The sequence below is a fragment of the Leptolyngbya sp. CALU 1928 genome (assembly GCF_056784215.1).
The window spans coordinates 109,329-135,496 of sequence record NZ_JBXBCE010000001.1; the positions used below are offsets into that span (position 1 = coordinate 109,329).

Below are 26,168 nucleotides of genomic sequence, written 5' to 3' on the forward strand. Positions count from 1 at the left end.
AACCTTTTGCCTTTAGCGATAGATTGCAAATGACTGAGCAATCGGATACCGATTCTAACTTAAACGATGTCTCCGACATAGAGCCAGTGGATGCAGAGAACGCACCCTCTGGCTTTTTCTCGTTCCGACATCAGATCAGAAATAGTTTAGGTGCAGTGGGCAATCGCTTGAAAAAAACCTTGCCCGTCGAACAGTTGACTCAAGGTGTAGGGCAATGGTTTGGGGTGAGTGAATCCCAAGTTGCAGACATTTTAGAAACCGTTCGAGCAGAATTACCCACTACAGAAGCAATCTTAATTGGTAAGACCCAAGCAGGAAAAAGCTCAATCGTGCGGGGGCTAACGGGCGTTTCTGCGGAAGTCGTGGGTCAAGGATTTCGCCCTCATACTCAGCACACTCAGCGCTATGCTTACCCGACCAATGATCTGCCGCTGTTAATTTTTACTGATACGGTGGGTTTGGGAGACATTAACCAGGCAACGCAATCGATTATTCAAGAGCTAACTGAGGAGCTACAGATCGATCGCCGTCGTGCCCGTGTGCTGATTTTAACCGTCAAAATCACAGACTTTGCGATCGATAGCCTCAAGCAAGTTGCCCAACAGTTAAGGCAGACTCATCCTGAAGTACCCTGTTTGCTGGCGGTAACTTGTTTGCATGAGTTATATCCATCCGGTCTTGAAAATCATCCCGACTATCCACCCACCTTTGCAGAAGTGAATCGGGCATTTGATGCTATCCAGCAAGCCTTTACGGGATTGTGCGATCGCGCAATTTTGCTCGACTTCACCTTAGAAGAAGATGGCTATACCCCTATTTTTTACGGCATGGAAGCACTACGGGATGGCTTAACGGAGCTATTGCCAGAAGCAGAATCTCGCACAATTCATCAACTGCTCGACGACGAAGCAGGCAAGAAACTAGGCAACCTTTATCGTGATGCTGGCAGGCGGTATATTTTACCGTTTTCAGTGATGGCAGCTACTGTTGCAGCAGTTCCACTGCCCTTTGCAACTATGCCCGTACTCACCGCAATGCAAGGCTCAATGGTGGTGCTATTGGGACAACTGTATGGGCAAACCTTATCACCTGCTCAGGCTGGGGGCATCGTCAGCGCGATCGCCGGTGGCTTTGCAGCCCAAGCGATCGCGCGCGAACTGATTAAATTTATCCCCGGTTTTGGCAGCGTCATCGCTGCCTCTTGGGCAGCAGCCTATACATGGGCACTGGGCGAAGCAACCTGTGTCTATTTTGGTGATGTGATTGGCGGTAAAAAGCCAGACCCAAAACGGATTCAACAGGTGATGAAAGAATCCTTTGCCACTGCCAAAGAGCGGTTTAAAAATATTAAACAGGAGGAATAGGTTTTGGGTGTCAGGTTTCGGGTTTTAGAGTGATGAGAAAACCCTACTCTAACCCCTGTCCCCTGACACCCGGCACCTGTTCCCTATGCTCTCCTCGGAGTGCCGCAGGGATAGGTTGCAACAACGGGTTTTCGGGCTGGCGTTTCTTCCAATGTCATTGCGACTGGAGAAGCAACGAAGCGATCGGGATCTGCCTTTGCTGCCAAGTAGTCGCGCTGGAGTGTTGCCACCATTTCCGCTCGACGGTCATATAACCGCTTTAGAGGACGCGGCGCACATTGGTTGATCACGTAAGCCGTCATAATCGGCAGGGCGATCGTGCTGTCGGTGTAGCACACAACTGTGTTCGGCAGTTCTTCGGGATCAACTTTGCCCCAACTTACCGCTTCATTCGGTGTTGCACCCGACAAGCCACCCGTATCAGGACGGGCATCGGTCACTTGGATAAAGTAGTCGTGTCCCCGCTCTTCTAGACCCAACACTTCATGAATTTGGGGTTGGGTTTGCAGCAAGAAGTTTTTAGGACTGCCACCACCAATGATGAGTGCTGCACTTTTGCCTTCTAAATCAGGGTTGCCCGTATCACGAGCCGCATAGGCGATCGCGGCAGTTTCATTCACATCTAGCGATGGATCGATAATTAGCTTGGAGCCTTCTAGGGCGATCGCGGCAACATTCATCCCAATCGAGCTATCACCGGGCGAGGACGTGTAAATCGGCACGCCACATTCATAAGCAGTCGCTAATAGACAAGAATTTTTGACCCCGACTTGCTTCTCCACTTCGTGCAGATACTTGCCCAACAGATAATGAAATTCTGCGGTACTCATGCGTCGTTGAAATGGCTCAGCCCACAAAATTTCTCGGATAAAGGCATCCGTTTCCAGCAGCACATCATAGTCAAACACAATATCGTAAATCCGAATGCGTCCCTCTTGGCGCAGCTTCACGTCATCTAAAAATGGACTGCTGGCAAATAGATCCAGCCCTAGCCCATAGTGGATATCGTGGTAAAGGTTTGCCCCCGTGCTGATAATCCAATCAACAAACCCATGTCGCATCAGCGGTGCTAAAACCGACACTCCAAATCCAGCAGGAGTCATGGCACCCGAAAGGCTTAGTGCAACCGTAACGCCCTCTTTCATGACTTCACGAGTCAGCAGTTGACAGATCTCGCGTAGCCGAGCCGAGTTATAAGCCGTAAAGTAGCCATCAATTAAATCGACAACACTAATCTCCGCAGGCATGGGGGAGGGTGTAATTTTATGGCTGAGCAATTTTGACATTTTTGAACTCCAAACGGTGTAAACGGCATAAAGAAGCAAGTAAATGAATAAACAGCACTCAATGGTGCTGAGAACCTCACAGAGAATCACGTCAGTACCCATAACTTTTGCAAGCCATAGTGCTAACTGTTTAACTAAATGGGAGTAGAAAAGCGCTGACTTGTCAGTTCGCAAAAGATTGCATCCCCAACCTTCGCCTAGGCTTCAGCCAGTTTCGTGCGCCATCTCTGGAAACATCAACAGCGCCGATTTCAAGTATCCAAGCAAGGACTTCTATACCCTCTGCCACAAATCTCTAACCACTGACTGGCTAGTTTGCTTTGCAAGTAAACAGTCATCGGCTGAGTATCAGCTTTAGAGCATCACAATCAAGCGAATACTTGATCCACTAATTCAGTAAAAATTCTCTGCAAAAGCCATGATCGACCCAGTTCATTAGGCTGGAGGCGGGTAAACAACCAATCGGCTCATACCATCGACTCAACAGCGGACGAACTTTAACTTAACAGGTCGATCAGGTCATACTGGGTGCTTCACAGCGATCGACCCACGAGAGGGCGGGATCACACTGCCGCTTCCGCTTAAGCTTCGTTTCCAAATACCAAAGTAGTTGGTATCGGGTTAAAGAAAAGAACTTCAACGCTTTTCGCTTACCTTGTTGTATCGGCTTTGTCATTTTAACACCAATACTTTAGGCTCTCTCGCTTCGGAAGGATGATTTTCCTTAGCTATATCCAATAAAGTGTTCCCGCATGATTGGTGCGAATAGGCTCAATTAATTCACTGGTTCAATCGTGACTTCAATGCGAAAGCCTCCAGCGTTATCTCCTGGTCGATTGTCATTCACTGCAAACTCTAAAACTCCTTGCGATCTGGCGACGAATTCTCCTCCTGTACCGATCGCAAACCAACCATCCAACTCCCGCGCTCCAAACCGCCTGATCCGTCCCATGAGTTGACCGTGCGGAATATCTACAAAATAATTGTACTCTGGGCTAAGGATGATGCCTTTAGGTCCCCCAGACCCCGCAAAGTATCCAAATCGTATTCTGCCGCTTGCCTCGACTTTGATCTTGTCTCCAGAATTCACGGATAGACCCGTATCGACATGGCTATCCGTCTGAAACACATGTTGGCTGCTCTTGACAGCAATAGCTGTATCAGTAGGCTTAGTGCGCTCTGTACTAGGTTTAGAAGGCTTTGAATTGGAGGGGTTGTAGGATGGACGTTTGCTTAGAACTTTAGAGGGAAGGTTCACAACATCCATCTTGCCAGAGTTAACTTTAACTGGAACGATGCCAAAACCACACAACCCTTTACAAGTGTCCATACGAACCCAAAAATGGACAGTTTGCGATCGCTGAATGTCAAATGCAGTTCCTTTGTCAAGTGCAGTTCTTTTTGTACGAATTTGCAAAGCCGAAGGAAGTTGAGAAGATTTCTTGATCAACTTCCCATTGGTCTCGTACATCGAAAAGGATGCCTCTGAAGTATCTCCTGTTGCAAGAACATAAACAAGGTATGTCCCTGGCTCGAAGCTGACTTCTAGATAGCGGGTTTGCCCCCTCTGTAAGTCACCCTGCAATGAGGCTTGCGCTGGCATCGCTACAAAACTACCCGCAAAAATGGAAACGCCAGTAATCAAGAGAGAAGTTAATCTGTTCATCCTAATTTCGTCCAAATCATTGCTACAAGTAAGCCCCAAAGTATGAACCACACTATTCATAATCAATTTCAAACCCGTCACCTCAAATAACCAAATAGAGAAGCAGCTAACGCTATAGAGCAGCAAGCAAAAAGGCGAATTGCCACTTAATCAATGAATAGATAATTAGCTGCTCCGTGGCATGAGTAACGCTTGAATGCACTGACAATCAAACGGCTTAGCGCTTAGATTCGCGAAGATGGGTATAACGTTTAAAGATGGTGCCAACCAGTGCCGCGCTACTGAGCAAGAGCATGGAGCTAGGTTCGGGAACGGCAGCGGCAGCCGGTGGTAAATTCGGTGGTGAATCCGACGGTAAATCCGGTTCTAGAACCGCTGTCAAATTTGTGGCGAACCATCTCCCACTAAAAATATTCGAGCCGCCCCAAGTTCCATTGCCAATTTGTGATGGACTTAAAACTTCAGCTTGGTAATTACCCAACCCAATCCCGATTGGGTTGATGAGCCGAAAGCCTCTAACATTCAAAAAGCCATTGGCAGTATACTTTCCAGAGAACAACTCGCGTCCTCGATAGGTTGCATTGCTATACCAATCAAAGTAACCAGCGATGTCAAAGTCGGCACCATTGGCGACCTGTGTCTCAAAAACCAAGTCTGAACCGTTCCAGTTAAGAATGTCAGATCCCGTAACTTCCCACTGCCCCTGAGTTAAGTTGACGAGGTTGGCTGCCTCTGCCTTGGTGCAAATGCCCTGAGCTAACAGTAGGCAGGCTACAGCGGTTGTGGCGAGTGAACGCATGATGGCTACTCCTGTAATATCGATGGTTTGGAAAGACAGGCGAAAGGATTGCTAACTATCTATTCAACGGTGGAATCCCAGCTAATTATGCAATTGTGAAATAAACCCGGTAACGCTTTGCTGGCAGGCATCTAGCGTGTTAACCCAATTCGGCAGAAAAAGACAACCCGATTATATCCCTCCTCACAAAATAACTTAGGGCTTCGGTATAACTTTATGGAGATTTCACAAAACTCTCAGGATAATTACAGGGGAGTAAAGCCTCAGTTCCTAAACTCTGGGATTAAAGAATCGCCCTTGAAAGTTGACGAATAGGTTGCTTTTCTAAAGGTCAACCAGGCTATACCGAACGGCGGCGCTTTAAATAAGCGAGGCCACTTCCTGCTAAAGCGATTCCCATCATGGTTGCAGGTTCTGGAACCGCTTCTGATTGGGGATTGATGTTTAGGGATGGTTCGGGATTGATGTTTAGGGATGGTTCGGGATTGATGTTTGAGGATGGTTCGCCAGAGCTAATAGTCAGTGAAAAATTATCAAGTCCAAAGGTGTTTAGTCCTGTGCCAGCAAGTGTGCGATTACCAAACATGAAGCCAAATTGCATGGGTGCTGCTCCAGCACTAAAGTTGGGAGAATTACCATCTGGTAACTGCATAGCCATACCAGCCCAAGGATTCGTATCAAAATTGTTGGCAGTCAGGTTTGCGATACTTACACTTAGCCAATTTCCAGAACCAGAAGAGATAGTTCCGAAGGGAAACGAGAAATAGCGCTGACCTGCTTGCTCTACAACCACTTGCCAAGCGGAGGAACCGCCTAAACTCTTCGCATTAGCAGTAACAGATAAATTTAGAATCTCACCGCTGGTCATGGGATTGTAAGTTGAGTCAGTTTTGATTCCCCCAATCCAGGATGTATCTTCAAACACAAAAGCATGTAAAAGTTGTAGAAATGCTCCGGGATTTCCACCCGTTTCAAGGCGCAGCCCAACACCAGTAGATAAGTTGCGAGGTGAGCCAGATGAATACGGATTATCTGTTGTTAAGTGAAATATTTCCCAGTTGGCAAAGTCGCCGTCCACAATCGACACCTTTACTGGGGTGAGTGATGCTGCTGATGTGGGCAGTTGAACCGCAGCAGTGAACCCAAGGGAAGCGATCGCGGCAAAACTCGGTAAAATTCTCGACAGTAATGAATCAGAGGATAAGGGATTGAACATTAGAAAGCTCCTTCAATAAGTGGTTAGCCTTTGGATGCGATCGCGATTTACCTTTTGGGCACAGTCTAATAAGTCAAATCATCCAGAAGGTGATTTGGAACTCACTAACCATCTCGCAGGATAAATGCAATATCTTTATGCGGAGCTAGGTGGTTGTCTATATCAACGGTAAAATTCCAGCTAATTATGCAATTGTGCAATAAACCCGATAACGCTTAGCTGGCGGGTATCTAGCGGGTTAACCCAATTCGGCGCAAAAAGCAATCCGATTATACCTCTCCCTACAAAATAACCTGGGACTTCCGTATAACTTTATGAGAATCTCACAAAACTCTCAGGATAATTACGGGGAGATAAAGCCTTAGATCCAAAGATATTCTGCAAGGGTATTCGGCGATCGATCAAACACCAAGAACACTAGGAGCCTGCACAATCGAAAAGCACCTTAACGCGTCTAGCCAGCTAAATCTCTTGCTTACTCTAGGAAGCAACAAAAAGCCTAATCGATTTGGCATCCCAAACTTTATCGTTTCCTCATCCAAATCGAGCGTGTTTTAATGAACAAGCGGAGCCAGCTAACAAATATTTCTCGACTGCTATGAATGATTCTATAGAATCCCCTCAACTGACTGAAGCGACTGGTCTGACGACTGAGCAATATAAACGGAAGATGGAGCGTCGCAAGGAGGTACAAGATCAGCGGTTGGCAGGGATGGTTGCCGAAAAAGGATTGGTGATTGTGCATACGGGAACGGGCAAGGGCAAAACCACAGCCGCGCTGGGAATGGTGCTGCGATCGCTGGGTCATGGCTATCGAGTGGCGATCATCCAGTTTATTAAAGGAGCCTGGGAGCCTGCAGAAAAAGCTGCGTTTAACCATTGGACTGGGGCGACGGAGAATCATCCGGCTCAACTAGAGTTTCATGCCATGGGGGAAGGCTTTACCTGGGAAACTCAAGATCGAGAGCGAGATACTCAACTAGCCCAGCAAGCTTGGGAAAAAGCTTTGACTTACATTGCAAATCCTGACTTTAAGCTGATCTTTTTAGATGAAGTGAACATTGCTTTAAAACTAGGATATTTATCCGAATCACAAGTGCTGGCTGGGCTAGACCAAAAGCCAGAGCAGTCGCATATCATCTTAACTGGGCGGGGCGCTCTCCAAAGGATAATTGATCGCGCTGATCTAGTAACCGAAATGACCTTAGTGAAACATCCGTTTCGAGAACAAGGGGTAAAAGCTCAGCCGGGAATTGAGTTTTGAGTAATAGAGTTACTCCGTAAAGAAAGTATTCAACGCTAAGGTAAATGCAGCGTATGACCAGCGAAGTGATCGAAATTTTATCGGCTGAAGATATCCGTCGCACGATGACGCGCCTTGCCTCCGAGGTGATTGAGCGATCGGGAGATCTTTCAAAACTGGTGTTGCTGGGAGTGTATACACGCGGGGTGCCGTTGGCTCAACTGCTTGCCCGACAGATTGAAATGCTGGAACAGGTGGCAGTGCCTTTGGGAGCGATCGATATTACGTTTTATCGGGATGACCTGGATGTGATTAGTATTCGCACTCCTGCTAAAACCGAAATCCCGTTTGATTTATCGGGTAAGACAGTGGTGTTGGTGGATGATGTCATTTTTAAGGGGCGCACTGCGCGGGCTGCGTTGGAAGCGGTGAAAGACTATGGTAGACCGGAGGTGGTGCGCTTGGCGGTTTTGGTCGATCGCGGTCATCGTCAATTGCCAATTCACCCGGATTTTACGGGTAAGCTGTTACCCACCGCTCGTGAAGAAGCGGTCAAAGTATATGTACAAGATTTAGATGGGAAGGATAGCGTGGAACTGATAAAACCTTAATTTTACGGTGTGTGCCGCTGCGATCGCTATACCAATCCGGCTCGGAGTGCCACAACTGCCGCTTGGACGCGATCGTCTACTGCCAGTTTATTCATAATTCCCCGCACATGGGTTTTGATCGTATTGGGGCTGAGATAAAGCGACTCGCCAATCTCAGTATTATTTTGCCCTTCTACCAACAGCTTCAACACGTCCATCTCTCGTACAGTCAGATGCCCCACCTGGATATTTGGCGCGGGTGGCTTGAGATTCTCCAATACCGTTCGGGCGATTTGCGGATCGAGGTATACCGCCCCAATTTCAGCCGCAGAAATGGCAGTCATCATCTGCTCAATGCTGGCTCCTTTTACACAATAGGCATCTGCGCCACTGGCTAAGGCTGCCATGACCTGAGTTACATCCGTATGGGAAGTGAGCATCACCACGCGCACAGTTGGTAGCTGCTGTTTAATTTCCTGGGTGGCAGCAATGCCGTCTTTACGGGGCAACCCAATATCCATAATAATCAAGTCGGGCTTGTGCTTCAGTGCCGATCGCACCCCCAAAAAGCCATCCTCCACAATTTCCACAATTTCAAACTGCGGATAGTCTGACAAGATTCGCTCTAGCCCTAGCTGAATCATCGGGTCGTCTTCCACTATCAAAACTCGTAAAGGCTTTACACCAAGGGGCAATGGTGATTTGGCGGGGTCTACCACAGTTCATTCTCCGCAAAAACAGGTGAGTACAGATGCTACTTCACACTCTATAGTGCCCGTTGAAACAGCGGTAGGGTAAACCAGAAAGTCGCGCCCGTTCCAGGATGACTGGCGAGTCCAATTTGTCCACCATGAGCCAAGATGATTTGACGGCAAAGGTAAAGTCCTAACCCTAAACCCACTGTGCGACGCGCTTGTGTTCCTCGCTTATAGAGTTCAAAAATGGTGGCAGATTGTTCAGAGGGAATCCCGATGCCGTCATCTTGAATAGTGCAGCGCATCATGGGAATAGGCTGGGAGACGGGATCAAGTTCAGCCGTTAAAGTGAGAGTCACACCGGGAGGATTGTGTTTGAGAGCGTTGGCAATCAGGTTTTCATAAACACGCCAAAGCTGGTTAGAGTCTGCGTCAATCAGCGGGAGGTCTGGGGAAACTTGATGGTGTAAAACTGATTGATCTTGCTCTAACAGGGGTTGCCACTCGATCGCAAGTTGAGTAACCAACGTAAATAGATCCACGGGTTGACGTTCCAAGGTGATCCCGCTCATCTGATTCGCATGGGTTTCCAACAGGGAATTAATTAGGGCAAGCTGGCGATCGTGGCTTTGAACCATTCTTTGCAAAATTGACCGAGAAACCGCCACGGCTCCCCCCTGCGCCTCTGCTTCTTTTTGCAAACTTTTCAGCACCATTAGCCCGCCTGTAACCGGATTTCGCAGATCGTGGGAAACGGCATGGAGGAAAACCTGCACGGCTTCTTGGGCTTTTTGGCGATCGCAAATTTCGGCTTGCAGTTGCTCAGTTTGAGTTTGAAGCTGATTTTGCAATTTCTGAATCGCCAAGTGCGTATTCACCCGCATTAGCGCCTCTTCGATTTCAAAAGGTTTTGTGATGTAATCCACCGCACCCGCTTGAAACCCTTTGACCTTATCGAAAAGATCGGATAGCGCCGTCATAAAAATAACGGGAATGGCTTGAGTGTCGGGAGCAGCTTTCAAACGGCGACAGGTTTCAAAGCCATCGATTCCTGGCATCATTACGTCTAACAAAATCAGATCTGGCTTGGCGTAGGGAATTTGAGCGATCGCGCTTTCCCCATCCTGAGCCACCCGCACTTTATAGCCCGCCGCACTCAACGATTGAACCAAAATGCTTAAATTAGTGGCATTATCATCCACTAACAAAATCACACTCGCCTCGCCACCGTTGCTACTCATCCAACTTCCACTACTCGAACGCAACAACAGACTAACTTGCAACTTTGCTCTAAAAACAATCTACAGAAAAACTCTGAACCAATGCGAGTTGTATTACAATTGTAGTACGAAATATCTAAAAACTTTGCGGAGGCACTCCATGCATACTCTCACCCGAACATCCACCACCGAAATGGAAGTCACCAGCATTCGTTTAGAACGAGAGCTAAAAGAGAAGCTGAAAGAATTGTCTGGCAATCAAGGCTATCAAGCCCTAATTCGGGACATTTTGTGGAACTATATTCAGCAGAAATCCGGCGAATATCACTCGTCTGTTTCCCTTCCAGAAATTCGCGCCACGATCGCCGCCACTGCCCAACAGGAGGAACGATGCGCCCTCACTGGCAAAGTGATTCCCTTGAATGCGGCGATGCTCTTAGGATTTACGCTGACAGGAACAATGGTTCCCCTTAGTACGGATAGCCTTTCATAGAAAGCAAAGGGTGTCCTGCGGCGGGTGATTTTAGGGCGATCGCATAAAAGCGATCTCAAAAATACTCCCTATTCAGGGATCTCACCCTCAGATGGGTCTTTCCCCATTAAAATGAAGTTGAGATTTGTATCAATCGGGGGGAGTATGGCTCCTGCGGTGTTAATCGAAAAGCTACAAAAGAAGTATGGCGCAGTAGAGGCAGTCAAAGATGTCTCGTTGCAGATTGAGCCAGGAGAAATTTTTGGGTTGCTGGGTCCCAATGGCGCTGGTAAAACCACTGTTTTGCGGTGTTTATGTACATTGGCAGAACCGGATGCTGGCAGAGTGGAAGTGTCTGGGATTTCGGCTTTAGATCATCCCAAGCTGGCGCGGCAAAAGCTAGGATATGTTGCCCAAGAGGTAGCGATCGACAAAGTGCTGACCGGGCGAGAGTTACTGCAACTGCAAGCCGCGCTCTATCACCTGCCCCGTGCTATTTTGAGCGATCGCATTGAATGGGTTATTGAGCGCTTAGGTTTACAAGACTACGCGAATAAAAAAAGCGGCACCTATTCGGGCGGCATCAAAAAGCGACTCGATTTGGCGGCAGGTCTGCTGCATCAACCCGATGTGCTGGTGTTAGATGAACCCACGGTCGGCTTAGATATTGAAAGTCGCTTAGTGGTGTGGGATTTTTTGCGGAGGATTCGCGAGGAGGGCACAACTGTTTTGATCACCAGTCACTATTTAGAAGAAATCGATATGCTGGCGGATCGGGTGGCGATCATCGATAAAGGCGTAGTGATTGCCTGTGGAACTCCCTCAGAATTGAAAGATAAGGTGGGCGGAGATCGCATCACCCTGCGAATTCGCGAGTTTACATCCCCAGCCGAAGCCGAAACCGCAAAATCCTTGCTGGAATCGCTACCATCGGTTCAGGAAGTGATCATCAACACGGCGCAAAGCAACTCCCTAAATCTGGTAGTCACGCCTCAAAGTGATGCGCTGCTCACTGTACAGCAAGCGCTTCAGCAAGCCGGACTACCCACTTTTGGCATTGCCCAATCCCGCCCCAGCCTGGATGATGTCTATCTTGCTGCCACTGGACGGACTCTGCTCGATGCCGAAATTGCCGCCAGCAGCACCCGCGACGAAAAATCCGAACGCAAAAAACAGATGCGGTAAAGGATTTTTTGAATAATGTATGGTTTTGAACTCCATCAGTAAATTACTAAGCTTGCGCAAGAGTTTTACCTATTTGAATGTGTTCAATGTGCCGAAGCAATTAAACAGTTTTTGATCGAGCAAGGAATTAGCGGTCAACATATCAAGTTATTTACAGGCAGCGTCGAAGATCCTTTTAGTAATATTTATCATGAGGTGCTTAAGCAAAATATTTCTACGAACGGTCGGCACGAGGCGATCGCGGTCAATATAAACAATGAAGAATTAATTTTTGACAACATTCATCCTCAAGGAATTTCAAGACAAGATTGGTTAAATAACCTGTATTCGCCGATCAATGACATAGGTAAGGATTTTCAGATTACAGAAGTTGGCTTTTGAGGAAGGAGCATTATGAGTAATTTCTATCAACTCATCTCAAAAATTAAAAGAAGACCTTCTATGTATCTCGGAAAGCCTGCGATCAGTAATCTGCGGTCTTTTCTATCAGGCTATATTTTGGCGCGGCGTGAGTTAGATATTCCCCAAACCCAGGAGGAAAAAGAGTTTTCAGAGTTTCAAGTCTGGATTCAGTCAAAGTTCAAGATTTCATCAGACCAATCTTGGGACAAGACCATTCTTTTTTTCTCAGAAGATGAGCAAAGTGCGATCGCATATTTTTTCAACTTGTTCAATGAATTTGTAGCTTCCAAGGTAGACAAATCTCACCGTGAATTGGAAGAAGTTCAATCCGAACCTTCTATAAAGAGAGGACGTTCTCTCTCTGAAATGGCTGATCTAAAAGGAGCAATTATGGTTGAGGTAAAGAAAGAGGCTGAGGTAGAGAAAAAGACTGAGGTAGAGAAAATGTAGAGAAAAAACAATTCAGCAAACCACTCAGCCTTATTCTTCAAATTCTCTCTAGTTAGTTACTTAGCCCAATCATTGTTAAATTTATGACGACTCTGACTCCCTCGACTTTGAATGGCAAAACGCCTGATGCTTCTGTGCTTCCTTCCAGTTCGTTTGCCGATTTTGTTCAAGAAACCACTGCCTTAACCCGGCGATTATTTATCCAACTTCAGCGTCGCCCTTCAACGTTGATTGCGGGCATTATTCAGCCTGTGATGTGGCTAATTTTATTTGGGGCACTGTTTCAAAATGCACCTCAAGGCTTTTTAGGTAGCAGCGTCAGCTATGGCAAGTTCATTGGTGCCGGAATTATTGTGTTCACTGCCTTTGGCGGTGCGTTGAATGCGGGTTTGCCAGTCATGTTCGATCGCGAGTTTGGCTTCCTCAATCGCTTACTGGTGGCTCCGCTTGCCTCCCGATTCTCGATTGTGATGGCTTCGGCGATTTTCATTACGACTCTCAGCGCCATTCAAACGGTGGCGATCGTCGCCGTGAGCGCGGTTTTAGGTGCCGGGTTGCCCAATGCGTCCGGCTTGGCGTTGATGGCGTTGATTGTGTTGCTGTTGGTTTTAGGCGTAACCGCAATCAGCCTGGGCTTAGCTTTCACTTTGCCGGGACACATTGAGTTGATTGCGGTGATTTTTGTGACTAACTTGCCCTTGCTGTTTGCTAGCACTGCCTTAGTGCCGCTTTCTTTTATGCCCACTTGGTTGCAATGGATCGCGTCGCTGAATCCTTTGAGCTACGCGATTGAACCGATTCGATATGTCTACTTACACCAAAATTGGTCGCTCAGCAGCGTGGTCATGCAGGCACCCTTTGGCGAAGTGACCTTGGGTGCGGCGTTGCTAGTTCTGCTAGGCTTTACCACCGTTGCCCTGCTGAGCATCCAACCTAGATTGCGGCGTGTGTTTGTTTAACCTAAAACTGAATTTGGCTTTTGTGAATGTATCCATTAGTGCCACAAACGTTGGTGCGATACCACGATCCGGTAGGCTCAAACACCTGAATTTGGGTGCGTCCTAGAGAGCAAATGATTCTGCCATTGGGAGTGGCACGAACGTTGGAAGGCGGATCAATCACACGAGCCGTTCGGGAGGTTGTGGAAACATTTCGTGTGCGATCGCAGACAAAATTAACCATATTTTTAGTGGCGGTTGATTGAGGATATTGGGTCTGTTTTTCGGGAAATGTCGTCCAGTTGCGAGCATCGCAGTTGGCTTGGGCAAAAATCCGCTCTTCTCCCAGATAGTAAATAAAATTGACGCTGCGGGCACTGGCGCGATTAATCGAATCAGTATCGACGCGAACGGACTGTCCATTAGAAGCGGTGCCTGCATAAAAAGACTCGGCTTGGGCTGGGGCGATCGCGCCTATGCCAACGGTCAAAGTAGTGGTCAGGGCAGCGGTTAAAAGGGTATTGAATCTCATCAGGAATGTCCTTACAGGTGGGTCTGAGAAGTGTTGGATCTGAGTTGTAATTAGCCATTTGACTTACAAAACAAACAACACCTCTTGACTTCACCATTTCGGATTCTGATTCTTACCCTTACGGGTGAAATTCCTGCAATTACTTTGCCCCGTCTATTCTTTTAGCTGCTGAAGTAAGGTCGCGATCGCCCTCTCTTTCTGTGGGTCTTTGCCTTGAGCATATTCAATCGTCATTGGCACTTCAATATCAGGGATTACCCCTTTTCCTTCGAGTCGCTGTTTGCCATCTAAATACACATCCGCGACCGCGACATAGAGCAAGTTGCCATCTTGCATCAAAAACGCTCGCCCTGCAACCACGGCACCAGGCGTTTTTGCACCCACCACCGTACCGATTTTATATTGCTGAAAGCCATAGGCAAGGATTTCTTTGGCGCTGCGGCTGCCTTCGTTCACAATCATCACCACGGGCTTGTTCCACTGAGCTTTGATCACATTGCGATCGCCACTGCGAGGAATACTCGTCAAGCTCGGACCCCGCGCCGTATAAATATTCAGCGCAGTCAGGGGCGCACCGCCCCACCCGTCCCGTAGATCTAGCACCAACCCATCCGCCTCTCGCAGTTTTCCATAGATTAGATCTTCCTCAAGCTGCTCTTGATATTGGTCGCCTGCATAGGACCAGAGGTGAACATAGCCAATTTTTTTGCTGTCTTGCTGCAAGATACGAGTGCTGGCGCGTTGCGTATCCAAAAACATCGTCAGCGGGTCAAGCAGTTTAGGCGTTACAGAGATATCTTGAGGGGCGCTGTTGGCTGATCGTTGTACTTGGAGAACCACTTTTTGCCCTACCTTGCCTGCAAACGATCGCACCGGATGAAACGGGCGACCCTCCGCACTCAACAGTTCATCACCCAGTTGTAAGCCTGCCTGCGCCGCCGGACTGCCTTCTAACACGCCGCTGATAAAGGTTTTGTTGGCAATCGCTTTCGTGAAAATGCCAATACCGCTATATTCCAGCTTGTTGTTTGGAAAAATCTCCTTGGGCAAGGTTTTCAGTTCCCGACTGCGCGGTTGAAAAATACCCAGCAGTTGGTAATATGCCGTTTCGTTCGGGGTATAAAAGCGGGTATGGGAAGTCTTCAGCTCAGATAGCATGGCATTCACCATCACTGCCAAATCATCCGCCGACTGAGCTTGAGCCGCTTGAAGGGCATATTTTTCGCGTAGGGCTTTCCAATCTACGCCGTTAAATTTGGGATCAAAAAAGTTGTCATTCACGGTTTTCCAAGCTTGTTCAAAGGTTTTGACTTGGGGGGAAGCCGCCTGAGAAATGATGGGAATCATCAGCCAGCCCAGCAACACTAGGGATGCTGCCAAAATGCCAGCAATCCAAGTACGAGTTTTTGTGAGTCTGAAGTGAGAACGCATATTCAATCCAATGCTACGGTAATGAAATTGGAAGTGCCGTTTGAGGGGTGCCTTGTCATGCAGGTTCGGATCGCGACCTTTACGGTGCAGAAGCGGTTTGCGTTAACGATTAGTCGAGGCACTACCGCGCAAACCACCAACATTTGGGTTGAAATTGAGCATGAAGGCATTCAGGGCTGGGGAGAAGCCTCGCCTTTTTCCATTGGGGAAACGCCTCAAACTACCGAACTGATTGCACGATCGCTGCAAAAGTTTGTGCCTTTGCTCAAATCCCTCAGTCCTTTGGAGGGTCAGCGAATTGAGCGATTAATGTTCGATGCGCGACTCCCTTCCGCCGCACGAGCCGCCTTAGATGTGGCATTACACGATTGGGTTGGTAAGTATACTCATCTCCCCCTATGGCAATTCTGGGGCTTAGAGTGCGATCGCATTCCTCCTACCTCCGTCACCATTGGCATCAGTACACCCGAAGCCGCTCAACAGCGGGTGAAAGACTGGCTAGGGAAAGGCGATACGGCGGTTCCTTTTCAGAGTATCCAAGCGTTAAAGGTGAAGCTGGGTAACCCTTTAGGAATTGAAGCAGATCAGGCGATGATGATGGCAATTAAAGAAACCGCTCCTCACATTTCTCAGGTTAGCGTAGATGCGAATGGAGGGTGGAGTTTGGCTGAAGCCTTACACATGGCAGATTGGCTAGTCGAACAAGGCGTGACATACCTAGAACAGCCCCTTGCCAAGGGACAGGAAGGCGACTTACCCGAACTGTATCAGCGATCGTCCCTACCCATTTTTGCGGATGAAAGCTGCTTCACCAGCTACGATATTTTGCCCCTAGCCGATCGCGTCCACGGCATCAACATCAAACTAATGAAATCCGGTGGCTTAACTGAAGCGCTGAGAATGATTCACACTGCCAAAGCATGTGGCTTGAAAGTCATGTTTGGTTGCTACTCCGATAGTGCGTTGCTCAACACTGCCCTATCTCACCTTTCCCCTTTGGCAGATCATATCGACCTCGATAGTCACCTCAATCTAGTCAACGATCCCTTTGCTGGCGCATCCTTTCACAATGGGCGACTTGTGCCCACCGATCAACCGGGCTTGGGTGTTCACCGATATTTGGACGAAAAAAAGGACACGCTTTAAGATGGCGTTTGGGTAAAGCGTTTGAGCAATAGGGGGCTTCTATGATTCAATCTCATCATCGACTGGCGATTCTTTTGCATGAAGGCATTCAAGGCGATCGCGGTAAAACCGGGCTGGCACTATTGCGATACACGGAATCGCCAGTGGTTGCCGTCATCGATCGCCAATCGCCCGGAGCCTCCCTGTCTGATCTCACCGGAATTTCACGTCCTGCGCCCATTGTGGCATCGGTCACAGAGGCACTTGCCTATCAACCGGATGTATTGGTGCTGGGAACCGCTCCGACCGGAGGTGCATTACCCCAGGAGTGGCGGCAGGAAATTAAGCAGGCGATCGCTGCTGGACTGTCGATCGCCAATGGACTCCATACCCAGCTTGCCAGCGATCCCGACTTCCAACCGCTGCAACCCAATCAATGGATTTGGGATATGCGCCAGGAGCCGCCCAACCTACCCATTGGCACTGGAAAAGCGCGATCGCTTGCCTGTCTGCGGGTGTTGACCGTGGGAACTGACATGGCGATCGGCAAAATGTCCACCAGTTTGCAGCTTCACCAGGCATCACTCAAGCGAGGACTGCGCTCAAAATTTGTGGCAACTGGGCAAGCCGGAATGATGATTGCGGGGGATGGCGTGGCTCTCGATGCCGTGCGGGTCGATTTTGCCTCCGGTGCCGTGGAGCAGGTGGTGATGCGGTACGGTAATGATCATGACATTTTGCAGATTGAAGGACAGGGTTCTCTGCTGAATCCGTCTTCTACTGCCACCCTGCCACTGATTCGAGGCAGTCAGCCGACTCACCTAATCCTAGTGCATCGTGCCGGACAAACCCACATCAGCCGCATTCCTGAAGTTCCCATTCCGCCCCTACCCGAAGTGGTGCAGCTTTATGAAGCCGTTGCCAGAGCAGGAGGAGCGTTTGCATCGGTGCCCGTCGCCGCGATCGCCCTCAACACCCATCATTTAGACGAATCTGCTGCCCAAGCTGCGATCGCCCACGTCGAAACTCAGACAAACCTACCCTGCACTGATCCCGTTCGATTTGGAGCCGATAAGTTACTGCAAGCAGTTTTATGAGCAAGGGGACAGAATTCAGATACCAGGTGTCAGGGGTTTGAAAGAAAGTCCTGCAAAAAGGTGAAGGGATCATCTTCCCAGCAGGGTTCTGGTCGCAGTCGAAGCAGCAGTTGAGCCACGTCAGCTTCAATGGCGCTCATTGCATCGGTTGAAAATAATGCTGATAGTGCGGTGAAATCTCTATCCCTTAAGGGAGAAAGCGGTGCAGCAAAGTTTCCGACAAGCTGGTCACCATCAAAAGAAACGACCTCTTTCCGAATTGAGCTATCGCGTCGCTTCTGCTGTTCGCCTAAGTATGCGACTTGACGCAGGGCTTGCAGTTCAGAGGCATTGTCTAGCCGAGCTAGGGGCGATCGCTGTTGAGCCAAGGGTATAACTGAGCGATCGCTCACAGAAAACGATTGCAACTTAGTAGGCGACCGAGCCAAATCTGCGGCACCTCGCACAATCCCTAGGTCAGTAAGGATGGAGCAGTCATTATTTGAATCAATCAACATAGCGCACGTCAACGACTCTGCACACTTGCAGAATTAACAAAAACTAGAGTTTTCTAATGAGATCATGAACAGTCCATCAACCTCATGACTCAGCCGTAGACGCACACCAGAAATGACTATCCCCTCATTGTAAAAAAGGTTTGGGTATTCTGTGTTCGAGCTTACAATACGCAACATTTTTTAAATTAATAATTGCCTCAATCTCTACCCTCACACCGCCCCAAATACCGTTCCAAGCATTACCATGGCAAATATTTTGGCGCTCCCGTACCTTGCCCTAGACACCCTTACCGATCAGCTAATTTATAGTTGAGCAGATTTCCCCAAAAATAAATGAAGAGAACATCGCCAAAAGTTTTACCGTTGGCTCTCAGGCACTAAGTATGATGTTTCTAAGTGGAAGGATTATCAGTAATCGTGCGGATATGTCTTCAGCCTATTCGCTTTACTTTAGGAATGGGAGGTGCGATCGCCCAGCAGATTGGCTGAATCAAACCGTTTTTAGCCAATATTAAAATCCAACACCACAAATAGATTGACTGCTTTGGTGAATTGCAGATATCAAGGTAGTTTGATGAAAACGCTTTTAGAAAGACAAATTTTTACCTTTTTCACCTCGAACAGCTAAATACCGCAGATTATGTTTGACCTAAACTCAATAGCAGACTTTTCGCCAAATTTGCAAAGCCCTGCTGGTCATCCACCTGATTTGGAGCAGCGATTGGGACTGTACCAGGTTTTTCTCAAGTTATATGAACATCATCGCGAACTATTAGATGAAATCATTGAACTGGAGAATACAGACAATCGCCATCGTTTGCGGGGTGTCTGTCAATATGTGCAAGCAGTCATTAATGGCAAACAAGCTTACCTGATGACTAACTTGCTGCCAGACCAGACTCAAATTGTGACCCAATCAGAAAACTTATGGATCATTGGGCGCGATCGCAAAGCTAGTTTGCCCATTCCAGATAAACGCCTATCTCGTCGCCACGCGGTCGTTCAGTATGTTTCTAACAAAGGGTTTTTTCTGATTGATTTAAACAGCACAAATGGCACCTTTGTAAACAGTGAACCCATACGTCAGCCTGTTTTATTAAAAGACGGCGATCGCGTTCGCTTAGGAAGTTTGTCGTTCGTTTTCTTTCTGTGCGAAAGTAGTCGCTGTGCAGAACCCATTCCACCCGATGTCCTCTCTGGCATTAACCTCGTTTCGTCTGGCTTAAAAACTCTCTCTCCTGAAGAGTCGCCAGCAAAGAATGCAATGGAGCTAAAAGTAAATCCACCCGATTGGGATGCGCCCCTACAGGGAAATGAAAAAGAAACCTCAATGTTTCTCAAACCGACTGCCCGTCAACGAGATGAAGCTCCGCAAGCCAGCAATCCTCACCTCAGTCCTTCTCAGCAAGCCGATATTCTGGATCGTTTCTTAAACCGTTAAAAGTTTAACTCAACAAAAAAATCATAGGCTGGGATCTAAACCATCAGTTGCAAATCCCAGCCTACAAAACTGGAGCAAGCCTTATTCTTCCTCCAACCCTTCCTCTTCTTCCTCATTGGTATCGGCATGTCCCACCGAGTTAGCAGAGACGACTGCCCCTGTTTCCAACTTTTGCCGCACTTCTAAGTCAATCTTTTTGGCAAATTCGGGGTTTTCTTCCAGATTTTTAATGGCATTGTCTCTCCCTTGAGCCAAGTTGTCGCCGTTATAGCTATACCAAGCTCCTTTACGGATAATCACGCCCGTTTCTTCTGCCAAATCCACCACACAGCCCAAGCTAGAAATGCCTTTGCCAAAGATAATGTCAAACTCGGCGATCCGGAATGGAGGCGCAACCTTATTTTTTGCAACCTTCACCTTGGCGCGGTTGCCATACTCATCAGTGCCTTTCTTCAGGGTTTGAATGCGGCGAATATCCAGCCGAACTGACGCATAAAACTTCAGCGCTTGCCCGCCAGTAGTAACTTCTGGGTTGCCATAGGTCACCCCAATCTTTTGGCGTAACTGGTTCAGAAAAATTACTGTGCAACCCGATCGCCCCATATTCCCCGTAATTTTTCGCAGGGCTTGGCTCATTAACCGAGCTTGTAACCCAACATGGGTATCCCCCATTTCTCCTTCAATCTCGGCACGAGGCACCAGAGCCGCCACCGAGTCGATCACAATAATATCCACCGCAGTAGAGCGCACCAATTGATCCACAATTTCAAGCCCAGCCTCACCCGTATCAGGCTGAGATACTAGCAAGTTGCCAATATCTACGCCCAATGCTGCGGCATAAGTTGGGTCGAGGGCATGTTCTGCATCTACGAAAGCGGCAACCCCACCTGATTTTTGCACCTCAGCTAAGGCGTGAAGCGCTAGCGTTGTTTTTCCAGAGCTTTCAGGACCATAGATTTCAATGATTCTACCTTTTGGCAATCCGCCCCCAAGCGCCAGATCTAAGGTCAGGGCACCCGTGGGAATTGTTTCAACTTTCATGCGCGTCGCATCGCCTAAACGCATGATGCTGCCCTTACCAAAGTTGCGCTCGATTTGTGAGACGACAAGGTTCAGAGCTTTTTGTTTCTCAGAAGCTTGCTTGTCAGAAGCAGAGTTGTCAGTTTTACTAGCCATGAATACCTCAACGCAGATGTTTGGTCAAAAGGAGTGGAGAAATTGGGTGTCAAAGGACTTCTATTCTATGTCCGTTGCTTCAAAGAAGAAAGGCAACAGCATCCTGTCAGATCTAGAGAAGTCTCGCTACCCTATAAGCAGTTCGTCGTTACAGTCGGTTGTTTTTATCGATTTACCTAGGGAGCCTGGGATGCGTTTTTTGCAATCCCTCTTTAATCGACCCCTTGATTCATTTTCTTATTGCAGGTTATGACCTCCTATCTTTCTGATCTATTAGTTCCTGATACAGCATTATCTGTCGCTGGATTAACGACCTACATTCAAGCACTGTTTGAGCAAGATACGGAGCTTCGGCAGGTTTGGGTAACGGGGGAGGTTTCTAGTGCAACTCAATACCGGAGTGGATTGTTTTTTACGCTACAAGATCCTGATGAAAAAGCGGCGATTAGCTGTGTGGTTTGGAATAGCCAGATTGATCGCCTCACAAATTTGCCCACTCAAGGCGAGCAGTTCATTATTTTGGGTCGCGTTAATGTGCATCCGCAGCGAGGACAATATCAACTGATTGTCTGGCAGGTGTTACCCGCAGGCAAGGGTCTGCGGGCGTTGCGCTATCGACAGTTGCGGCATCGTTTGGAAATAGAGGGCTTGTTTGATTCATTGCGGAAGCAAGCGTTACCCGCTCATCCTAGGGTTGTAGCAGTAGTCACTTCGCCTCAGGCAGCGGCGTGGGGAGACATTCAACGAACGCTGCGGCGACGGTATCCAGGTTTACATGTGTTGTTTTCTCCAGCGTTAGTTCAAGGGGATCAAGCGCCCGATTCGATCGCCCAAGCGATTCGTCGAGTAGTTGCCGACAACAGAGCGGATGTACTAATCCTATCACGCGGAGGTGGTGCAACGGAAGATATGGCGTGTTTTAATGATGAGCGCGTGGTGCGGGCGATCGCAGAGTGCCCGATTCCGATTATTGCGGGAATTGGGCATCAGCGAGATGAATCTCTGGCGGATCTGGTGGCGGACTGTTGCGCTCACACTCCAACGGCGGCGGCAGAGCAAGCGGTGCCTCAATTGGCAGATTTGTCTGCCGAGCATCGAGAACGGACAGTGGCTCTCAGTGATGCTCTTCAGCATCGATTGGAAGTTACCCGCAGTCGCCTGCAACAACTACGAACTCGATTACAACAACTCAAGTTAGACCGCAAATTAGCCTATGAAGTCCAACTGTTAGGCTGGATGCGGCAGCGACTCATTCAAAGCAACGGGGATCAGTTGCAGCAGGCAACCCAACATACTCAGCTTTTGCAGCAAAAATTAAAAACCCTCGATCCGCAAGCAGTTCTGAAGCGAGGCTATGCAGTGGTGCGAGAGGCAAACGGCGGCATTGTGCGATCGGCTGATACGCTAGGATTGGGGCAAGATCTTCTGATTCAGCTAGCCGCAGGACAGGCAATCGTTACTGTAAAAGCAATCTCAGAGACTTCAGACTGAAATTCCCCGCGATCGCAAAATATTTGCAAATATCTGCCTAAATTAGCCCAACAGCTTCTTTTTAAGAGTAATCTCGTGAGCGATTCAAAACCCGATAATAGTGAGCAGCCGTCTGGAATCCTTCAGGATGAATGGCGCTATGAGACAACGGTGAAAAAAATTGAAGCCGCGATCGCTCAAATTGAATCCGGCGAGTTAGATCTTGCCGATGTATTTGACCAGTTTTCAGCCGCCGTTGAAGATTTACGACTCTGCGAAACCTTTTTGAGCGATCGCCAGCAACAAGTTGATCTATTAATTGAAACCCTGAGCGAGGAGTGAATAGATTTCAGGTTTCAGGGATGAATAGGTTTCAGGTTTCGGGTTTCCCAACTCCGTACTCTCAACTTCTGACCCCTGACCCCCGACCCCTAATTCCTACCTTCCTGAACTCCACCAAGATGAACTGGAGTTGCTGCCAATCAGTTGCTGTGCTTTAGCTCGAACTTGAGCATAGCGGTTGCTGCTGCTGCTGTTTATTAGGCTGCCTTGGGTAAAACCAGCAGTAGTAAGTAAGCGAGTGCCGACTTCTTGAGCTTGGCGATTCATTTGAGCCGTGTAGTTAGGTTGAACTGCTTTAGTAATGACATTGCTTAACAAGCCAGTCATCACATTGCCGACTAAGCCGTTACTCAAGCCCAGTTTGGGTGCCACTAGGTTTCCAAGCGTCGGCAGAAGACGAGTGATCGTGTTGGTAGAGTTTGTGCGATTGACCAATTTCATCGGGTGAGAGAGAGAGGCGTGTCCGATTTGGCGCGCTAGTACGTTTGCTAAAGATGCTTCGGAATCAGCATTGGCGATCGCGCCTGCACTAATAAATACCTTACCGCCCGGAAGCGCCAACGCTCCAGTATCGCGGTCTTTCACCACATAAAACTCATAGGGCAAATCGGATCGATTGGAGGCTTGCGCCAACTTTTGCCCAATCTCGTTAATGTAGCTCGTCACCTCCGCATCGTTGACCAGTTCCACTTTGCCCAGCAGTTCTCGCGCCATTTGAGCGCCAATGGAGGCTTCACTTTGGTTGTTGCTTGTCCAAGCAGGAGTTTGCCCAGAAGTCACTGGAGAGGACACTTTGCCTGTAAGTAGATAACCCAGCCCCGCCGTCACCACGTTGCCTAGCAACCCATTTCGGGGTTGGCTTTGACTGATCCCTGAAGTTTGCGGCAGGTTGTTTCCAATCAACCCTGCCAATTCCGTGACGACAGGGCTAGTGGGATATTTGAGAGCAAATTGACGGGCAAGCGAGTTTGCTTCCGTCCAGCGGTTTGCTTTGCCGTAGGTAGACACGAGCGATCGCACCAAATCGGGCTGATTGGGATTTTGAGACAACGCTTGCTGCAAGATAAAAATTGCATCTTGACGGCGGTTGCTCGCTTCAAAAGTTTGCGCTAGGCGGAGATGCCCAGGAATGAATTGGGGATAGCTTTTCACCAACTGCTGCAACAGCGACAACGTTTGACTATCCAACGTTTGGCTATTGGAAATCTGCTGCCAAAAGGCTTGCGCTGCTGGAGGCAAACCATCAGCATTATTACTCAACCCGGTGCTAGGTTGAGTCCAAGGCATCGGCTGCGGATAGCCGACCGTGGGATATCCTGGCGAATAAACTGGAACTCCATACCCACCCGGTTGCATCACCGGATATCCTTGGACAGGCGTGCCTTGGATGGGAACCCCAGCCGGATAGCCTTGGCTTGGATAGGCTTGATTTGGATAGGCTTGATTTGGAATTCCAATTTGAGTGGTCACCTGTACCGAAAAACCGCCAGGAGCATTCTGTGGAACGCCATACCCAGGAGCAGGAACGCCGTATACCGGAACATTAGATGGATAGCCATATTGCGGAGTTGTTACCGGATAGCCATATTGGGGCGCTGCCACTGGATATGCATACTGGGGCGAACCCATTGGCAGATATACGGGCACTTGAGTTGGAGCGATCGCAGACTGCACAGGAGCCGCTGGAGTCGGGGTCGTTGATACCGCAGGTGTAGCCGTCGTGACCGTTGGAACTGGGTTAGAAGTAGTAGTAGTGTCGGTAGGAGTCGGTTGAGTTTGAGCCGACGCGATCGTCGGTGCAAAGAATAGAAGAACCGCGCTTAAAGGTAAGGTGTGGCTGAGCAACAGAGAACAAGAGTTTTTCATAGAGCGTGGAGAGTGGTTGTCAAAGGTAATTAAGGTTGGTAGCCGCACCCTTTGACAGGGCATCTTGCCTGAGCAGATTGCGTTTTAATGAGATGTTGACGAGCAAAAAAGTGCTAGACCCATGAATAGGGCAAGCGCAAAAAACTATTCTCTGAAAGCAATTCACTGATGACGGTTAGCGAGTCGCTTTCATGGATAAATGCTGTCAACTTAGTTAGCTGTCTACTTTGATAGAAAAATCTTGGTAGATGTTCCGCAATGTCAGATTTCTCTCTGGCTTGAACACCCCGGCGATCGCGTTAAAGGTTCTGTGGTGCAGGTTTTAATCAACTCTTCTACATCGCTTACCGCGATCACTTCGGTTTCTAACTGGGCGGCAAGTTCATCCAGGGTCATATCATCGAGAAAGCGGGGATCATCGTGCTTTAACATGACGCTGGGAAGCAGCAGCGCATCGCCCAAATCTTTTCCCTGAAGTGCGCTGAGAATATCTTGTCCGGTGATTAAACCCGTCACGGAAATCTCTTGTCCCCAATAGTGGCTGGCGATCGCCACCATTCGCACCTCTAACCCTTCCACCTCGTTCAAACGCTTCAGCATCGGCTGAAATGCCAACTCTACGGCATTACCTACAATCCAGGTAAAGCGTCGGGTTGGAGAGACGGTTTTTGGAAGATTTTTTGCTGCGTTTTGAAAGGCTTTGAGAAACTGACGAATCGAACCAACGCCATTGCCAATTTGGGGATAGTCTTCGTAGTGCGACTCTGGCGGCAGTTCTCGCCCCGCGATCAAAAACCACTCATCCGCTAGCCACACAAACGTAGAGCCAATCTGCTGTCGAAACTTCGTTTGCAGTGCTTGAACTTGATCAATCACTTCTCGCGCTTTTTCAGGCGTAACGGGGATTAGATCATCGTCAGCCGGACGAAAGCGGGTCAAACCCACAGGCACTACGGCAACCGACGCGATCGCCGGCAGATCGGTTTGGTGAAAGCGAGCTAAATCTAGGAGCGTCTGAGTCAAATGTGATCCATCATTCACACCGGGGCACAGCACCACCTGAGCATGAATCTGCAAATCACGGTCTTGAAACCATTGCAGATGATCCAGCAATTGTGCGGCGCGAGGGTTTTTCAGCAACCGAGTCCGCACCTCTGGCTCTGTCGCATGAACCGACACATACAAGGGCGAGAGGCGGAGTTGCTCAATCCGATCCCATTCTCGCTGGGTTAGATTGGTGAGAGTGAGGTAACTGCCATAGAGAAAGCTGAGACGATAATCATCGTCTTTGAGATAGAGCGTTTCTCGTTTGCCGGGGGGCTGCTGGTCAATGAAGCAGAAGGGACAGCGATTGTTGCATTGAATCAGCCCATCAAACAGAGCAGTGTCAAATTCTAAGCCCAAATCGTCGTCATAGTCTTTTTCGATTTCAACCTGATGCGCTTTGCCGTTGACATCCAGCACTTCCAATTCCAGCACTTCATCGGCGCAGAGGAAGCGATAATCGATTAGATCACGGGGGCGCTCACCGTTGATGGAAACGAGGCGATCGCCTGCTTCAAACCCAATTTCTGCCGCGATCGAGTCGGGCAAAACAGCAGTGATTAAAGCAGGACGAATCGACAGTTCGCTCATTGGAAGAAGTTTTGAGTTAAATAATAATCT

General features: G+C 48.5%; 26 protein-coding genes. 13 read left to right on the forward strand and 13 right to left on the reverse strand.

Annotation, left to right across the window (positions count from 1 at the left end; all coding sequences use genetic code 11):
• Nucleotides 1-29: 29 nt before the first annotated feature.
• Entirely contained in the window at nt 30-1,364 is a 1,335-nt protein-coding gene (locus AC1S5B_RS00470) for a YcjF family protein (protein ID WP_482033756.1), read from the forward strand.
• A gap of 83 nt (nt 1,365-1,447) precedes the next feature.
• Here AC1S5B_RS00470 and AC1S5B_RS00475 read toward each other — a convergent pair whose 3' ends face one another.
• From AC1S5B_RS00475 to AC1S5B_RS00495, 5 genes are all read right to left on the reverse strand, one after another.
• Entirely contained in the window at nt 1,448-2,650 is a 1,203-nt protein-coding gene (locus AC1S5B_RS00475) for a homospermidine biosynthesis protein (RefSeq protein WP_482033757.1), read from the reverse strand.
• A gap of 514 nt (nt 2,651-3,164) precedes the next feature.
• Nucleotides 3,165-3,326 carry a hypothetical protein gene (locus tag AC1S5B_RS00480; RefSeq protein ID WP_482033758.1) on the reverse strand — a complete coding sequence of 54 codons (162 nt, stop codon included), beginning with the start codon at nt 3,324-3,326 and terminating at the stop codon, nt 3,165-3,167.
• A 99-nt stretch (nt 3,327-3,425) separates the two neighbouring features.
• Nucleotides 3,426-4,316, reverse strand: a complete 891-nt coding sequence (locus AC1S5B_RS00485; RefSeq protein WP_482033759.1) for a hypothetical protein — start codon at nt 4,314-4,316, stop codon at nt 3,426-3,428.
• 217 nt (nt 4,317-4,533) lie between these two features.
• On the reverse strand, nt 4,534-5,115 hold the full coding sequence (locus AC1S5B_RS00490) for a PEP-CTERM sorting domain-containing protein (protein WP_482033760.1): 582 nt from the start codon (nt 5,113-5,115) through the stop codon (nt 4,534-4,536).
• A gap of 340 nt (nt 5,116-5,455) precedes the next feature.
• Entirely contained in the window at nt 5,456-6,331 is an 876-nt protein-coding gene (locus AC1S5B_RS00495; protein WP_482033761.1) for a PEP-CTERM sorting domain-containing protein, read from the reverse strand.
• A 598-nt stretch (nt 6,332-6,929) separates the two neighbouring features.
• Here AC1S5B_RS00495 and cobO point away from each other — a divergent pair.
• Both cobO and pyrR read left to right on the forward strand, forming a co-directional pair.
• Nucleotides 6,930-7,595 carry a cob(I)yrinic acid a,c-diamide adenosyltransferase gene (cobO, locus tag AC1S5B_RS00500; RefSeq protein ID WP_482033762.1) on the forward strand — a complete coding sequence of 222 codons (666 nt, stop codon included), beginning with the start codon at nt 6,930-6,932 and terminating at the stop codon, nt 7,593-7,595.
• A gap of 53 nt (nt 7,596-7,648) precedes the next feature.
• Entirely contained in the window at nt 7,649-8,185 is a 537-nt protein-coding gene (pyrR, locus tag AC1S5B_RS00505; protein ID WP_482033763.1) for a bifunctional pyr operon transcriptional regulator/uracil phosphoribosyltransferase PyrR, read from the forward strand.
• 26 nt (nt 8,186-8,211) lie between these two features.
• Here the strand turns inward: pyrR and AC1S5B_RS00510 are convergent, their stop codons facing one another.
• Nucleotides 8,212-8,883 carry a response regulator gene (locus AC1S5B_RS00510; RefSeq protein WP_482033764.1) on the reverse strand — a complete coding sequence of 224 codons (672 nt, stop codon included), beginning with the start codon at nt 8,881-8,883 and terminating at the stop codon, nt 8,212-8,214.
• A gap of 47 nt (nt 8,884-8,930) precedes the next feature.
• On the reverse strand, nt 8,931-10,100 hold the full coding sequence (locus AC1S5B_RS00515) for a hybrid sensor histidine kinase/response regulator (RefSeq protein WP_482033765.1): 1,170 nt from the start codon (nt 10,098-10,100) through the stop codon (nt 8,931-8,933).
• A gap of 139 nt (nt 10,101-10,239) precedes the next feature.
• On the opposite strand from AC1S5B_RS00515, the gene AC1S5B_RS00520 reads away from it, so the two are divergent.
• From AC1S5B_RS00520 to AC1S5B_RS00540, 5 genes are all read left to right on the forward strand, one after another.
• On the forward strand, nt 10,240-10,572 hold the full coding sequence (locus AC1S5B_RS00520; protein ID WP_482033766.1) for a ribbon-helix-helix domain-containing protein: 333 nt from the start codon (nt 10,240-10,242) through the stop codon (nt 10,570-10,572).
• Between the two features lie 111 nt (nt 10,573-10,683).
• Nucleotides 10,684-11,736 carry an ABC transporter ATP-binding protein gene (locus tag AC1S5B_RS00525; RefSeq protein ID WP_482033767.1) on the forward strand — a complete coding sequence of 351 codons (1,053 nt, stop codon included), beginning with the start codon at nt 10,684-10,686 and terminating at the stop codon, nt 11,734-11,736.
• Between the two features lie 42 nt (nt 11,737-11,778).
• Nucleotides 11,779-12,117, forward strand: coding sequence for a papain fold toxin domain-containing protein (locus tag AC1S5B_RS00530; protein WP_482036587.1), 339 nt, complete (start codon nt 11,779-11,781; stop codon nt 12,115-12,117).
• A gap of 12 nt (nt 12,118-12,129) precedes the next feature.
• On the forward strand, nt 12,130-12,588 hold the full coding sequence (locus tag AC1S5B_RS00535) for a hypothetical protein (RefSeq protein ID WP_482033768.1): 459 nt from the start codon (nt 12,130-12,132) through the stop codon (nt 12,586-12,588).
• Between the two features lie 83 nt (nt 12,589-12,671).
• Nucleotides 12,672-13,547: an ABC transporter permease gene (locus tag AC1S5B_RS00540; RefSeq protein WP_482033769.1), complete on the forward strand. Its 876-nt coding sequence runs from the start codon at nt 12,672-12,674 to the stop codon at nt 13,545-13,547.
• Between the two features lies 1 nt (nt 13,548).
• Here the strand turns inward: AC1S5B_RS00540 and AC1S5B_RS00545 are convergent, their stop codons facing one another.
• Together AC1S5B_RS00545 and AC1S5B_RS00550 are read right to left on the reverse strand one after the other, a co-directional pair.
• Nucleotides 13,549-14,058 carry a hypothetical protein gene (locus tag AC1S5B_RS00545; RefSeq protein ID WP_482033770.1) on the reverse strand — a complete coding sequence of 170 codons (510 nt, stop codon included), beginning with the start codon at nt 14,056-14,058 and terminating at the stop codon, nt 13,549-13,551.
• Between the two features lie 153 nt (nt 14,059-14,211).
• A complete protein-coding gene (locus AC1S5B_RS00550) occupies nt 14,212-15,489 on the reverse strand; it encodes a S41 family peptidase (RefSeq protein WP_482033771.1) in 1,278 nt (425 codons plus the stop codon).
• 57 nt (nt 15,490-15,546) lie between these two features.
• On the opposite strand from AC1S5B_RS00550, the gene AC1S5B_RS00555 reads away from it, so the two are divergent.
• Entirely contained in the window at nt 15,547-16,635 is a 1,089-nt protein-coding gene (locus tag AC1S5B_RS00555) for a dipeptide epimerase (protein ID WP_482033772.1), read from the forward strand.
• 41 nt (nt 16,636-16,676) lie between these two features.
• The gene (locus AC1S5B_RS00560; protein WP_482033773.1) at nt 16,677-17,711 is read left to right on the forward strand and encodes an N-acetyltransferase DgcN family protein; all 1,035 of its coding nucleotides are present in this window, start codon (nt 16,677-16,679) and stop codon (nt 17,709-17,711) included.
• Nucleotides 17,712-17,740: 29 nt separating this feature from the next.
• Here the strand turns inward: AC1S5B_RS00560 and AC1S5B_RS00565 are convergent, their stop codons facing one another.
• The gene (locus tag AC1S5B_RS00565; protein WP_482033774.1) at nt 17,741-18,208 is read right to left on the reverse strand and encodes a hypothetical protein; all 468 of its coding nucleotides are present in this window, start codon (nt 18,206-18,208) and stop codon (nt 17,741-17,743) included.
• Between the two features lie 640 nt (nt 18,209-18,848).
• Here AC1S5B_RS00565 and AC1S5B_RS00570 point away from each other — a divergent pair.
• Nucleotides 18,849-19,649, forward strand: a complete 801-nt coding sequence (locus AC1S5B_RS00570) for an FHA domain-containing protein (RefSeq protein ID WP_482033775.1) — start codon at nt 18,849-18,851, stop codon at nt 19,647-19,649.
• A gap of 81 nt (nt 19,650-19,730) precedes the next feature.
• Here the strand turns inward: AC1S5B_RS00570 and recA are convergent, their stop codons facing one another.
• A complete protein-coding gene (gene recA / locus AC1S5B_RS00575; RefSeq protein WP_482033776.1) occupies nt 19,731-20,825 on the reverse strand; it encodes a recombinase RecA in 1,095 nt (364 codons plus the stop codon).
• 249 nt (nt 20,826-21,074) lie between these two features.
• Between recA and xseA the strand changes: the two genes are divergently transcribed.
• Nucleotides 21,075-22,316, forward strand: a complete 1,242-nt coding sequence (gene xseA / locus AC1S5B_RS00580; protein ID WP_482033777.1) for an exodeoxyribonuclease VII large subunit — start codon at nt 21,075-21,077, stop codon at nt 22,314-22,316.
• Between the two features lie 75 nt (nt 22,317-22,391).
• Nucleotides 22,392-22,637 (forward strand): exodeoxyribonuclease VII small subunit, encoded by a 246-nt coding sequence (xseB, locus tag AC1S5B_RS00585; RefSeq protein ID WP_482033778.1) that lies wholly within the window; start codon nt 22,392-22,394, stop codon nt 22,635-22,637.
• 96 nt (nt 22,638-22,733) lie between these two features.
• Here the strand turns inward: xseB and AC1S5B_RS00590 are convergent, their stop codons facing one another.
• Nucleotides 22,734-24,503: a M48 family metalloprotease gene (locus tag AC1S5B_RS00590; protein ID WP_482033779.1), complete on the reverse strand. Its 1,770-nt coding sequence runs from the start codon at nt 24,501-24,503 to the stop codon at nt 22,734-22,736.
• A 261-nt stretch (nt 24,504-24,764) separates the two neighbouring features.
• On the reverse strand, nt 24,765-26,138 hold the full coding sequence (locus AC1S5B_RS00595) for a TIGR03279 family radical SAM protein (protein ID WP_482033780.1): 1,374 nt from the start codon (nt 26,136-26,138) through the stop codon (nt 24,765-24,767).
• Nucleotides 26,139-26,168 lie beyond the last annotated feature (30 nt).